Raw genomic sequence first — 12,511 nt, forward strand, 5'->3', positions numbered from 1 at the left:
CAGTGTCATAGCGATTGTTGTTGTTAAAGGTTCAGGTTGACTTTTTTATTTTCAATTGTGTAGGAAAAGCGATTGGGGTAACTCATTACATTCAGGATATAGGCAATATCTTTATCCTGAAATTTCCCGCTGAACCGCCAGTCGGCGTCAGTTAATTTCCTGGAATCGGCCGGCAACTGTATCCGGATGCCATACCATCTTTCCAGTTTCTTCATCGCTGAAGGGAAATCTGATTTCTCGAAGTACAGAATACCGTCTTTCCAGCCTATCTGATCTTTGGCATCGAAAGGGCTAACCAGCAGTTCCCGCTCCTTTTTTTCAAAGGTGACCATCTCACTTGGATTCAGACACACACTGTTTTTCTCGGCACCCGGCTTCACATTGGCATTCACTTTCACCTTGCCACTGACCACGGCGACTTGCACCGCCCCGCTTTCAGGATAGGCACTTACGTTAAACTCCGTACCCAATACTTTGGTAGTAACATCGCCGGTATGAATGATAAATGGCGCATCCGGATTCTTGGTAACAGAGAAAAAAGCCTCCCCTTTCAGCGTGACCTCTCTTACATCGGAAGCGAATGTTTTGGGATAAGTAAGAGTAGAGCCAGAGTTGAGCTTAACCTTTGTTCCGTCCTTTAAAACGATTGTCTTTTGCTGACCATCGTCGGTCACCTCCTGCATACTGACCGCAGGAGCAGACATAAAAGTATCTTTGAAGAAAAAAACAGCTGCACCCAGGCAGCAGAGTATCATGACGGAAGCGGCAGCCATTTGCCACCCTGATAAAAAGCTTCGGGAAGAAATACCATGTGCCGGATCTTGTTCCTGATCAGCTTGCTTCACCGCTTTGTCAAGCTGCAACCATTGTTCATTCGCATCACCGATCAGCGCGGGGTGCTGCTCGGTATGAAGTGCATATACAATCACTCTTGCACGTTCCGCTTCGGTACGTAACGCAGAATTTGAGAGAAGAAGTGCCTCCCAAAGTCCGGCATTTTCGTGTCTCAGTACCCAGGCCCTGAAATCATCGTCCAGAACAAAATCGTTACAGGAATATTCGTCGTAAACCTTTTTCAATAGGATAATATTTAGACTTTAAATTAATAAAGCTGGTTATCCTGCAAAGTGACCCTCCGAAAGTCACATTTTCTTATAAAATTTTAATATTTTATTTCACAAATTGATTAAACTACTGAAATACAGACGTTTGATATCTATTAAATCTTTGGCAAACGTTTGCATATCCTAACTAAATACCAACTGTGCCGTGATATTTGCTCCTATTGTCGCAATTAAAAACTGGAGAGGGGAAAGATGTGGAGTTTTTGATTCGCTATCTGTGTTGAGTCTGGCGTTGAGAGTATCCAGTCCTTTGTAAACCAGCTTGTACACTGCCCTTGTGGAGATATTCATAATAGCGGCCATATCTGCGAATGAACGGTCTTCGTAGAATCGAAGATACAGTGCCTCCTTTTGCCTTTCAGGAAGAACTTTCATGGCGCTTTTTACAAGCGCTATATTTTCTGCGAGTGTCTGGTCATAAATCAACCTGGTTTCCACAGACGCCTCCATATGAAAAGTCATGTTGTGTTCATCCAGCCCAACGAGCTGATCTGCAACTTTCAATCGTTTCAGCATATGCCGGCGCAGAGAAGCCAACAGGTAATTTCTTATGGAGTCACACGGTCCCAGGAAACATCGTCTTTCCCAGATATTGAGAAAAAGAGTTTGTATACAATCCTTAACCTCTTCTTCATCACGGACAAATCTCAGTCCGTAATTCAAGAGCTGTGCATAAAAAGTCTTAAATACTTTTTCAAAGGCCGTATAATCTCCCTGCCTGATCTGCTCCCATTGCGGTTCGCTGATAATCGCCTGCCCTTCCTGATTTTGTACCGGTGCCATCTGACCGCCAGACAAAATCATATCATTGCTCAAATCCATAGGCTTTCCTTTCACAAGTGTTAATAATGTACCCGAAGGTCACGGCTTTAAATCCTTGACGCGCTTTCTAAAACACACCCTTAATTATTATTTTTTTTCTTAAAATATTTAAAATATACAATAACAACAGGATTATCTGTACAAAACATCAGTTGCAGTGCGGCGGCAACTTCTGGCTTTAAAGTGGTAAGGATGGTATGGCTAAAAGGATTATTTGGTCACGAAATACACTACAAAAAAAAGGAAAACAACCAATCCCAGAATGGTGACCAATCGGCCTGTCCAGGATCTCAGACTGAAAAATTTATCTTCCGGATCATATGTTTCGCGCTCACCTATTATTTCCAGAGAATTTCGGATTCTACCCCATAGTGAATTGACCTCCTGATTACTGAGGGAATCAGGTTTCCAATCGGACGCAGTAAGTACGAGTTCCCTTGCCCGCTCCACATTTGCTTTCATATAGGGATACTTCACGATCCAGTTTTCCCAAAAAGTACGGATGGATGGATCATCAGGAAACCGGACCCATCTTATAAAAAGATTTTCCATCGCTAACTCCTCGGCTGAATAATCCGAATACGGCTTCATCTCGTCTGCATTAAAACGTTAAGTCCGGTAGTGCAACCCACCAGACGGCAATAATTTGTGCTTCTGTTTAATCGAAGGGCACATTAAAAAAAGGAGGGCAAAAGTAATTTATACTCAAACGTATTTCAACTGAATGTTCAATTTATTCATACGGCGTTTTAAAGGGCAATTAAACCTTGCAATAGTCCATTTGATATAGGTTTACGGTATTAAGTCAGTCAGGATATACGCAAGAATTATGCAGCTTTTAAAGAATTTATATCAGGTCGGCGGAGACCTGCACGGTATCACTTTCGACCAGCCCGGAGCATTATGGAACGATGCCAATTGTTATGCATTAAAAACAGATGCAGGTGTTATCCTTTTCGATTGTGGTTGCGGGGATACACTGGATCAGATTTTTGAAAATATGGCTTACTGGGAAATGTCGTCTTCGGACATTGTATGTTGTATGCTCACACATGCACACCTGGATCACGCCGGAGGTGCAGCAGTATTGCAAAAAAAGGGTGTGCCTGTTATAGCTTCTGTAGAAACGGCTGATGCGATCGTGACCGGGGATGAAAGGTGCTGCGGATTTTTGTACCATAAAACTTTTACTCCGTTGCAGGCAGATCAGGTCGTAGCCGATATGGAATTTTTTCAGATCGGCAACCTAACAATTCAGGCGTTGTACGTCCCCGGCCACAGCATGGGATGTACTGCCTATAAGTTTATTTGGGATCATAAAAATGTACTGGTATGCGGTGATCTTATAGGTACTTTGCTTTCGGGAGATTTCGGCTGGAGCGGATCTGTAGACTTTGACAAGCGCATTTATACAGAATCTTTAAAGAAAATAGCCAGAATTGACAGTGATATTATGTTGCCTGGGCACGGCATGGCTTATTTTTATAAACCCAGGCGCCGCGTTGAAGAAGTCCTGAACGCAGCACTCATGCAATGGAGATGAGGAAAATTACGCATATGGACAGATTTCTACGCGATCTAAAAATCAGGTGTTTAACCTCTAAAAAACTGCATTACAACAAAATAACTTTGGAATATAATTCAACTCAAATTAATCCAAAGTTATGAAAGCAGAAACAACAACCACACAATTTCTGGCTGCACTTGATGGTGTAGAACTGACCAAAGAGCAACACAACAGAATCGCGTCAGGTATCGCACAGGTTGTCATGAAAGAGCTTGCCTCTATCGACAACAGAGGAGATCTTGCATTGAGCAGGAAAATCAGACTTGAAAAGGTAAAGCTTATTCCGGGACCGATCATCGATGGTATTTATGCCAAAATTCACAAGGACATATTCAGTATATAATGTACTGATATGGAAACTCCCCGGAAACAAACCACAGATCCTTTGTTATGCCCCAGCTACGTAAGTAAGCCGGGGGCAAAATTGTTCGGCATTCAGAACAGCGAAGGAAAAATCGATTATCTGAAAGAGACGATCACCATAGATCAGACTTTCGTCGATACAGCTCAACAGGGACGAGCAGCAGAGGAACGGTTCCGGTTTGCAGGAAAGTGCATTGAAAAAGGTTGCCATCAATGGAACGATAGCGCACATCAGTGCGGGCTCGTAAGTGCAATCATCGAACGCATGAACAGCCCTCTTTCGGATCCGCCGCAACACTGCCCAATCCGAAACCGTTGCAGGTGGTTTGAGCAACGCGGGATGGATGCCTGCGCCAACTGTAATGACGTGATCAGGAACCTTGAAGTACACCATTTTGCAGCTATTACGACATGAAAATTAAGCAGCAGACTTTTGAAGTGATTTTGCTTTAAAGGTCTGCTTTATTTTTTCATTACATTTGCGAAAAAATAAAGATGCAGGACATCGCATAACCCTGCTCGCAACACGCAAATAATTTTATGACTTCGCATCAAATACGACAGGCTTTTCTGGATTTTTTCCGTAGTAAAGGACATTTAATCGTGCCATCTGCTCCGCTTGTGGCCAAAAACGACCCGACCCTGATGTTTAACAACTCGGGAATGGCGCAGTTCAAAGACTTTTTCCTTGGCAATGGCACACCTCCCTCCTCACGTATTGCGGATACTCAGAAATGTTTGCGCGTATCAGGAAAACACAACGACCTGGAAGATGTAGGTTTTGACACCTACCACCACACCATGTTCGAAATGCTGGGGAACTGGTCTTTCGGGGATTATTTCAAAAAAGAGGCAATTAGCTGGGCTTGGGAACTGCTGACAGAAGTATACAAACTTCCAAAGGAAAGAATGTATGTTTCGGTATTTGAAGGCGATTCCAAAGACGGAGTTCCTTTTGATCAGGAAGCCTGGGATTTGTGGAAACCAATCGTTGGTGAAGACCGGATTATTCTGGGAAACAAAAAAGATAATTTCTGGGAAATGGGCGACACAGGTCCATGCGGACCATGTTCCGAAATTCATATTGACCTGAGACCTGAAGCTGATCTTGCGTTAGTGTCAGGCAAATCTCTTGTAAATAATGATCACCCACAGGTAGTGGAGATATGGAACCTGGTATTTATGCAGTTTGAGCGTAAAGCCGACAGCTCGCTGATACCTCTGCCTGCTACACACGTAGATACCGGAATGGGTTTCGAACGCCTTTGTATGGCTGTTCAAAGTAAAATGTCAAATTATGACACAGATGTATTCCAAAACACGATTGGTGTATTGGAGACGCTGTCGGGCAAAAAATATGCTGCCAATGATGAGCCGTTTGCGGATATCGCCATGCGCGTAATCGCAGACCACATCCGTGCCGTTTCTTTTGCAATTACGGATGGTCAGCTGCCATCCAATGTAAAAGCGGGTTATGTAATCCGCCGTATACTTCGCCGTGCTGTACGTTACGGTTATTCTTATCTGGGACTGCAGGAGCCATTCTTCCACAAACTGGTACCTGTGCTGGCTGAGCAGTTCAAAGATGTATTTACAGAACTGAAAGCGCAGGAGGAATTCGTAACCAGAGTTATTCTGGAAGAAGAAAAAAGCTTCCTGAGAACACTCGAATCAGGACTTAAACGCCTGGACGTGATCATCTCTGCGCAAAAAGAAGCCGGTGTGAACACAATCGCAGGTGACGAGGTGTTCGAACTGAGTGATACTTTCGGTTTCCCTGTTGACCTTACTGCGCTTATCGCCAGAGAAAAAGGTTTCCAGATTGATGAAACTGGTTTTCAGGATGCGCTTCAGGAGCAGAAAAAACGCTCACGTCAGGATGCAGCCAAAGAAGCTACTGATTGGATTGAATTGCGTGAATCTGAAGGAGTTGAATTCCTTGGTTACGACTTTGAAGAAACACACAGCAATATTGTGAAGTACCGCAAGGTGAAAACAAAAGCTGGTGAAGAATACCATATTGTGCTGGATCGTACGCCGTTCTACGCAGAAATGGGTGGACAGGTAGGTGACACGGGAGTATTAGAGGTAAGTGGAAAAACAATCAGAATCGCCGATACTAAAAAGGAGAACGACCTTTTTGTTCATATTTCTACTGATAAGAATCTTGACGATACCTTGCAGCAGGCGGAACATGTGGTTGCAAAAATCGATACTATTCGTCGTGCGAAAATTAAAGCCAACCACACTGCTACTCACTTGATGTTATCATCTATGCGGGAAGTATTAGGTACGCATATCGGTCAGAAAGGTTCTTATCTGAACGACGAAGTATTGCGCTTTGACTTCTCGCACTTCTCGAAAGTGACCGACGAGGAATTGAAAAAAATTGAAGATATCGTAAACAGTAAAATCCGCGAAAATATAGCATTAGACGAACGTCGTAATGTACCTATTCAGCAAGCGTTAGATGCAGGAGCTACAGCGACATTCGGAGAGAAGTATGGTGATTTTGTAAGACTTATCATTTTCGATCCGAAGTTCTCTTTCGAACTTTGTGGTGGTACACACGTTCCGGCAACCGGAGAAATCGGCTTGTTCAAATTTACTTCTGAGGGATCCGTTTCGGCAGGTGTGCGTCGTGTAGAAGCAGTTACAGGCGAGGTAGCACTGCAACTGTTGCGCCAGCAGGAAGAAACACTAAGCAAAGTTAAAGAGCTATTGAAAAACCCTACTGATCTTATCAAAGCTGTTGAAGGATTGGTAGAAGAGCGCAATGGCCTGCAAAAGAAAATTGCTGCTTTGGAAAACGAAAAGCTGCAATCGGTGAAGGCGGAACTGATCGCGGGTATGGAAAAGCATAAAACTTTTAACCTGATTGTTGAGAAGGTAAATGTTCCGGGAGCAGATTCTCTGAAACAGCTTTCCTACGAATTGAAAGATCAGGTCGAAAATCTGATCGCAGTATTAGGTGCAGACGTGGCCGGGAAACCTCAGCTATCGGTATTCATCGCTGAGAACATTGTACAGGAAACAGGTTTGAACGCAGGTAAAATTGTGAAAGAACTTGCGAGAGAAATCCGTGGCGGCGGAGGCGGACAACCTTTCTTCGCAACTGCCGGAGGTTCAGATGCAAGCGGTCTAGATACGGCTCTTGCGAAGGCTAAGGAGCTTTTTTAATAGAAAATTTGAAGATTTTTGATAGAAGGGCTGTCTCGTAAGGGGCGGCTCTTTTAGTTTTGATGCTTACAGTTACCAAATAACCTTTAAGCCCTCAGATCGGTAAGCAGACATCCTTTCATCCTTAGAAACAAGGGTTAGACTACCATTGATAGCTTGCCAAATAAGCATTCTGTCAAATGGATCTCTGTGGTATAGTGGTAACAGCCTATGATAGGTGGATGCATCCTTTGTGTCTAATGCCATTGTTCCAAAGTTCATCTGATGAACAATGGCTGGGAGCTCTTCAGGAAGAGTGCCTTGCAAACTAAGTTTACCGATTGAAAATTTCAGAGCTATTTCCCAAAAACTTATAGCGCTGACAAGAATCACGTGATCAGGATCCTCTAATATATTCCGGGCCTGAACAGAAAGTTTGTCCGTATCCATTATGGCCCAGATCAGTGTGTGCGTATCTAACAAATATTTCATATTCCAAGGAATTCCTCTTCCGTCATTTCAAAGTTCTGATCAAAAACAGCAACTGCTTTCTTTTCCAGAACTCCTAAAATCCGCTTATTCTTTTTTGCGATTTGTGTCTCCCGAGTAAAATACCCGATCACCTCCTTCTTTTTTCCGAAGGTCACAGCAATTTTCTCTCCGGCCTTCACCTGCTCAATCACATCCGAAAATTGCGCTTTAAACTCGCCCACTGTCATCGTTTTCATTTCTGCTCCGGTTTGATTTAAACAAATATAAAAATTTCCTGACAAGTTGTCAAGAACGATTTGATTACCCAAAATTCTTATATTCAAACACTTAATTATCTGACAAACAAAAAGCAGACACCGGAGCGTCTGCTTTTATCTTTATACAACGTTGAGTAAATCAGCATTTTTTATTCCTCTGCTTTAAGCTGTCCGCGGATTTCGCCATCAGGAAATCTGGCAGTATGAATATTCACATAGTATAACCCGGCTTTCAGGTCAGCCACCTGCTGTTCGGTAAGTGTATCTTTGAATGCAAACGGAGTTGTAAAAGTGCTTCCAAGATTAATCACCACGGCGCCGGTTGTATCCACAGCACCTTTGTGTATGTGCCATGCGGTCGGTCGGAATAATGAATCGGCCGAAGTGGAATCGGCGGCAGCCGAATCACTATACATAATATTCAAACTAAGAATTCTGGTTTCCTGATCCAGTGTTCCGTCCACAGAACCCTCTGCGGTAGAAGAATTGGCGGGCACTTCATTGGCACCTGATAGTGACGTCGTCACCTTTAATTCAGCTAGCGGAAGTGGATTCGGATCCGTTACTACATTCTCATCATCCTTACATCCCAACGCCACAATAGCCACGAACGAACCCATTAATGCTAATTTTCTCATACGGTAAGCCATCTAGTAATAAATTGGTTTGACGTACCCTGTTAAATTTTAGTACCTGAAAGACCTATTCATGCCTAATACACTTAAAGTAAGCTATTTAAAGATCATCTCCAGAATGGCAAAGTGAGGTAAAATGTAACTGATTGTCCACTAATACAACACAATCATCTTTGGCATACTACTAAGACCTGCTACGAAATTGCCAGCGGTTGTGTGACCAAAGCCACAACTCCGGTTCATGCCTGATCGTCTTCTCAAGACAATAGAAATAGCGTTCCGTAATCTCTGCTTTACTCGCTGTACCATCCGACAACTCCACAAATCGGAAACTGTATACATTACGTTTGCTTTTTCTCACATCCAGATAAAATGTGGCTGCGGATTTTCGTTCAGCAAGCCTTGCCCCACCACATTGCACAAAGGTTTGTTGATTAAGAAAAGAGACTGTATCCTGTGTTTTACGCACGGGACGCTGGTCGGTGACAGACAAATAAACGGTAGGCTTATCACTCTGATGACAAAGACAGTGCTTATACCAATCCTTCTTGTCAATCAGCCTCATTCCATATCTGCTGCGCATATTTTTAAGCAACTTATTCAGCCAGTTCCATCCAACAGGGGAATAGCCGGTAATAACTTCACAATCGACAACATCAGGTAACGAGAGCAGGTATTCCCAGTTTCCATAATGGGAAGCAAGAATAACGACATCTTTCCCTTCATTTAAAATGTTGCCTGGAAAACCAGGATTTTCGTATCTGACCAAACGATTCACGGCTTGTTCAGAGCCAAAATGAATCAGGAAAAATTCTGTAAAAAGATCAGCCAGGTGCTGGTAGTACCTTTTCAGAAATATTTCTCTTTCCTCAGATGATACCGATGGGAAGGAGCGCATGATGTTGTTGTTAATCACCTTTCTTCGATACGGATATAAGTATACGAAAACCAAATAAGCCAAGGAAGAAATGATATGACAAGCCATCCTTAACAATCTGAAACCAAATTGCCATTGAGGCAGAATAATACGCATCAGTCTGGTCCTAATGCGGGTGCTGATAATGTAATCCATTATAAAATGATCTGAATTCCACCCGTAACGCCCAAGTATAGTCCCTGAAAGTCTCTATGACCACTCTTACTCCACAGATAGTTACTTCTGAAACCGTAGCCACGTTCTTGAGTATAATTCACATAATTGATAGAAGGACCGGCAAAAACCTCTATTTTACCCAATCTGTAGGAAGGTAGTATCCTCACATGGTGTTTGGAATAACTTCCCTTTTTAAAATCGGATAATTGCTGGGAAACAATTTCAGTATTGATCCTGAAACGGTCAGCTACCGTAATATGAGCACCCAAACCGGATTCTATTCCAAACAGTGATTTGTTGTCGTCAGTCAGATTATAGCCTACTCCCAGAATCCCATACATCACGCGACCTCCGGATCGGAAAGTAGCCATGGTAGTAAGAGTTTCATCTAGGGATAAGCTAATCGTTTTTTCTCCGGTTTTGATAAAATTCAATATTGCGATAGGATAATCGCTACTGTCAGCAATATTAATCAGTCCTGCCAACTGAATGCCTTTTACTTTTTTGGCGATGTTGATTCCACCAGCAATCTGATTGTCTGCATGCTCGGCTTTGTTCATAAATCCTGACAGTTGCAAACCTTTTGCATGACCTCTGGTAATGTTGGAAAACCCTGAGATTTGTACACCTTCCGCACTTCCCGAAAGATTCATAAATCCTGCCACCTGAGCTCCCGAAGCTTCATGTCTGATGATATTGGAAAACCCCGCGATTTGTGCTCCATAAGCAGTATTGCCAATCAGATTCACGGCTCCTGCTATAGTCGTTCCTTTGGAATTTTCTTTGATGATGTTGACACCACCTGCAATGGCAACGGCCAGCTCGTTATCAGATACGCCGGCGATAGTATGAAGCGAGAAACGATTGGAATAATCGGCCGCTTTTACGCCATTGGAACTGATCGGATAAACAATTCCGACATGTACCTGCCTGATGCTGTCGGACTGACTGAATGCTAATGATGAAATGGAGAAAAGTATATGGAATACGAAAATGGCTGATATCTTTTTCATTGTGTTTGTGATTAATGCTCATTTGTTCAAACACATAGCAGGTAAGCCCCCCATTGCAGGCCTTCAATCGGGTGGTTCTTCCTGTATGCGAAGTACCGACACCATCACTGGACCTTACCCTAAATTTTCAGCAGAATATTTTTCAAAATTTTATTTACTTATTAATTAAATCTTTCTTTTATAGCACCTTACTATATTCCCAAACAAGCCCAAATTGCCATCCCAGCCAGCCGGAAGAGGATTTCCCGATGTCAAAGCTCAGTGAAGATAAAGGAGGATATGCTCCAAATCCGCTGAGCCTTTCCATTTGCTTTTCAATCATGACAGAACAGGCCGGACCAACAGAAAGCAGGAGTCTCTTATGAAGATGGAGATTGAGCAAGGTCTGTAAACGAATAATTCCAGGCATTTCATTAATATTTCCTGTGTAGGCATTACTGCTGGACAGCTCAACTGCTGCGGCCAAACTGCGGTTGATATTAAATTCTTTCCCGAGTCCGTAACCAAATAAGTAGACCTTTTTATCCAATCGCCAGTCTGCTCCAAAATTTAGAATACTATACAATTTACTAGTCCCTGTCTTCCAGGAGACATTGGTTAAAGCAGATTCATTGGTGTAAACCGAAACAACACCTTTTCCATGTTTGACAATGTTGATCAGACCAAAACTGTAACCGGAAGAACTATCCGCCACATTCACCACACCAATCTGGACGCCCCTGAGATATTTTGCATAATTTGCAGCACCAAGTTGTAAACCACTGGCTTTCCTATTTGCCACATTCAGTATGCCACTGATTTGCGCGCCGTAAAAATTACACTTTGCAATGTTAGCTCCGCCCGAAATCTGCGCACCTTTGATGGGATACCTGACGTAATTAATACCACCGGCGATCTGTATTGCCTGCGTCAGAGAATCTGTTTTCAACCTTGTTCCTGCAGCATTAAAAAAGCCCCCGACCTGCAAACCACGCATTTCTTTATTGACCAGATTTCCAAAACCTGCCAATTGCACTCCGGAAAGCGAATCCAATACATGGTTATGAAACCCGGCTATCTGTACGCCCTGCACAGATCCTGCTACAATATTGAATATCCCGGCCATTTGTGCAACACGTACATGGCTTTTACTGATATTGAAACCTCCGGCTATTTCAAATCCATTCACACCTGCTGTATACCCACCCAGCAAATTCATTGAAAATTTATTGGTTACCTGCCCACTCATTCGTCCGTGTGTGCCCAGTCCCGGTGTGAGTGATGCCTGGTATGGCAAAGCAACAAAGAACCGACCAATGTTACGGCTCTGCTCCCTTAACTTGGAAGAAACAAACAACCGTGCAAGCCAGGTGCGATCTCCAGCACTATTATATACCATCACTTCGTCCAGATCAACGGCTTTGGGAACAAGTTGCAGATTCAGCCTTGTATCACTATCATTTTTCACAACGATCAGTGTATCTGCATATCCGATTTTACTGACAATGAGCTCCAACGGGAAAGTAGGATCCCGAAGCTTTAACCTGAAACCACCGTCATCCTGACTCATCGTCGATATCAGAAATGTTTTGGAATAAATGCTTACAAAGTCAACTGGCCTGCCTGTCTCTGCATCGTGAATACTACCGGTGATATAACTATGTTTATCCTGTGGAGCCGGCTGAACAATGATGTATTTGCCAGTTTCTTTATACATATAATTGCCCGCAAGCAGTCGATCAAGCACATGCTTCAAAGGCTTATTCTGGACAGATAAGGTAACGATACTATCTCCGGGTATGAAGGATGTGTTATAAGAGAAATAGAAATCACCCTGGGCACTTAAATTAGCCAGTACCTCCGAAACGCGCTGTTTATTGGCTGTAATGCTCACAACCTGATTCAGTAATTTCTGAGCACTGCAAAATGACAAACTACTGACCGCAAAAAATACAGCCAGTAGTCCTGTCCTTACTTCTATGAAGGAAAAATATTTCATTACAAACC

13 protein-coding genes are annotated in these 12,511 nt (G+C 43.0%); 4 read left to right on the forward strand and 9 right to left on the reverse strand.

Annotated elements, in window-relative coordinates; translation table 11 throughout:
- Positions 1-23: 23 nt before the first annotated feature.
- From AC1XUE_RS05885 to AC1XUE_RS05895, 3 genes are all read right to left on the reverse strand, one after another.
- The gene (locus AC1XUE_RS05885; protein ID WP_483355007.1) at positions 24-1,079 is read right to left on the reverse strand and encodes a FecR family protein; all 1,056 of its coding nucleotides are present in this window, start codon (positions 1,077-1,079) and stop codon (positions 24-26) included.
- Positions 1,080-1,247: 168 nt separating this feature from the next.
- The gene (locus AC1XUE_RS05890; RefSeq protein ID WP_147300342.1) at positions 1,248-1,961 is read right to left on the reverse strand and encodes an RNA polymerase sigma factor; all 714 of its coding nucleotides are present in this window, start codon (positions 1,959-1,961) and stop codon (positions 1,248-1,250) included.
- A 195-nt stretch (positions 1,962-2,156) separates the two neighbouring features.
- Positions 2,157-2,537 (reverse strand): hypothetical protein, encoded by a 381-nt coding sequence (locus tag AC1XUE_RS05895; RefSeq protein WP_115829887.1) that lies wholly within the window; start codon positions 2,535-2,537, stop codon positions 2,157-2,159.
- Positions 2,538-2,775: 238 nt separating this feature from the next.
- Between AC1XUE_RS05895 and AC1XUE_RS05900 the strand changes: the two genes are divergently transcribed.
- The 4 genes from AC1XUE_RS05900 (at position 2,776) to alaS (ending at position 7,056) form a co-directional block, all read left to right on the forward strand.
- On the forward strand, positions 2,776-3,489 hold the full coding sequence (locus tag AC1XUE_RS05900; RefSeq protein ID WP_483355008.1) for an MBL fold metallo-hydrolase: 714 nt from the start codon (positions 2,776-2,778) through the stop codon (positions 3,487-3,489).
- A gap of 121 nt (positions 3,490-3,610) precedes the next feature.
- Positions 3,611-3,856, forward strand: coding sequence for a hypothetical protein (locus AC1XUE_RS05905; RefSeq protein ID WP_115829889.1), 246 nt, complete (start codon positions 3,611-3,613; stop codon positions 3,854-3,856).
- A gap of 9 nt (positions 3,857-3,865) precedes the next feature.
- Entirely contained in the window at positions 3,866-4,291 is a 426-nt protein-coding gene (locus tag AC1XUE_RS05910; protein ID WP_483355009.1) for a hypothetical protein, read from the forward strand.
- 125 nt (positions 4,292-4,416) lie between these two features.
- Positions 4,417-7,056: an alanine--tRNA ligase gene (gene alaS, locus AC1XUE_RS05915; protein WP_483355010.1), complete on the forward strand. Its 2,640-nt coding sequence runs from the start codon at positions 4,417-4,419 to the stop codon at positions 7,054-7,056.
- A gap of 72 nt (positions 7,057-7,128) precedes the next feature.
- On the opposite strand, the gene AC1XUE_RS05920 is transcribed toward alaS, so the two are convergent.
- The 6 genes from AC1XUE_RS05920 to AC1XUE_RS05945 form a co-directional block, all read right to left on the reverse strand.
- The gene (locus tag AC1XUE_RS05920; protein ID WP_483355011.1) at positions 7,129-7,527 is read right to left on the reverse strand and encodes a type II toxin-antitoxin system VapC family toxin; all 399 of its coding nucleotides are present in this window, start codon (positions 7,525-7,527) and stop codon (positions 7,129-7,131) included.
- The gene (locus tag AC1XUE_RS05925; RefSeq protein WP_483355012.1) at positions 7,524-7,763 is read right to left on the reverse strand and encodes a type II toxin-antitoxin system Phd/YefM family antitoxin; all 240 of its coding nucleotides are present in this window, start codon (positions 7,761-7,763) and stop codon (positions 7,524-7,526) included. Before AC1XUE_RS05925 ends, AC1XUE_RS05920 begins: the two co-directional genes overlap by 4 nt.
- Before the next feature lie 170 nt (positions 7,764-7,933).
- Positions 7,934-8,422, reverse strand: a complete 489-nt coding sequence (locus AC1XUE_RS05930; RefSeq protein ID WP_483355013.1) for a CHRD domain-containing protein — start codon at positions 8,420-8,422, stop codon at positions 7,934-7,936.
- Between the two features lie 181 nt (positions 8,423-8,603).
- Positions 8,604-9,491 (reverse strand): lysophospholipid acyltransferase family protein, encoded by an 888-nt coding sequence (locus tag AC1XUE_RS05935; protein WP_483355014.1) that lies wholly within the window; start codon positions 9,489-9,491, stop codon positions 8,604-8,606.
- A complete protein-coding gene (locus AC1XUE_RS05940) occupies positions 9,491-10,525 on the reverse strand; it encodes a hypothetical protein (RefSeq protein WP_483355015.1) in 1,035 nt (344 codons plus the stop codon). Before AC1XUE_RS05940 ends, AC1XUE_RS05935 begins: the two co-directional genes overlap by 1 nt.
- A 178-nt stretch (positions 10,526-10,703) precedes the next feature.
- A complete protein-coding gene (locus AC1XUE_RS05945; RefSeq protein WP_483355016.1) occupies positions 10,704-12,503 on the reverse strand; it encodes an STN and carboxypeptidase regulatory-like domain-containing protein in 1,800 nt (599 codons plus the stop codon).
- Between the last annotated feature and the right edge of the window lie 8 nt (positions 12,504-12,511).

This window comes from Dyadobacter sp. HNCC25DJ187, from assembly GCF_056895255.1.

Excerpts from the sequence above, each read along its gene's own strand:
- AC1XUE_RS05895 (WP_115829887.1), bottom strand. The coding sequence starts at position 2,537 with ATGAAGCCGTATTCGGATTATTCAGCCGAGGAGTTAGCGATGGAAAAT.
- AC1XUE_RS05900 (WP_483355008.1), top strand. The coding sequence starts at position 2,776 with ATGCAGCTTTTAAAGAATTTATATCAGGTCGGCGGAGACCTGCACGGT.
- AC1XUE_RS05905 (WP_115829889.1), top strand. The coding sequence starts at position 3,611 with ATGAAAGCAGAAACAACAACCACACAATTTCTGGCTGCACTTGATGGT.
- AC1XUE_RS05910 (WP_483355009.1), top strand. The coding sequence starts at position 3,866 with ATGGAAACTCCCCGGAAACAAACCACAGATCCTTTGTTATGCCCCAGC.
- alaS (WP_483355010.1), top strand. The coding sequence starts at position 4,417 with ATGACTTCGCATCAAATACGACAGGCTTTTCTGGATTTTTTCCGTAGT.
- AC1XUE_RS05920 (WP_483355011.1), bottom strand. The coding sequence starts at position 7,527 with ATGAAATATTTGTTAGATACGCACACACTGATCTGGGCCATAATGGAT.
- AC1XUE_RS05925 (WP_483355012.1), bottom strand. The coding sequence starts at position 7,763 with ATGAAAACGATGACAGTGGGCGAGTTTAAAGCGCAATTTTCGGATGTG.
- AC1XUE_RS05930 (WP_483355013.1), bottom strand. The coding sequence starts at position 8,422 with ATGAGAAAATTAGCATTAATGGGTTCGTTCGTGGCTATTGTGGCGTTG.
- AC1XUE_RS05935 (WP_483355014.1), bottom strand. The coding sequence starts at position 9,491 with ATGGATTACATTATCAGCACCCGCATTAGGACCAGACTGATGCGTATT.
- AC1XUE_RS05940 (WP_483355015.1), bottom strand. The coding sequence starts at position 10,525 with ATGAAAAAGATATCAGCCATTTTCGTATTCCATATACTTTTCTCCATT.
- AC1XUE_RS05945 (WP_483355016.1), bottom strand. The coding sequence starts at position 12,503 with ATGAAATATTTTTCCTTCATAGAAGTAAGGACAGGACTACTGGCTGTA.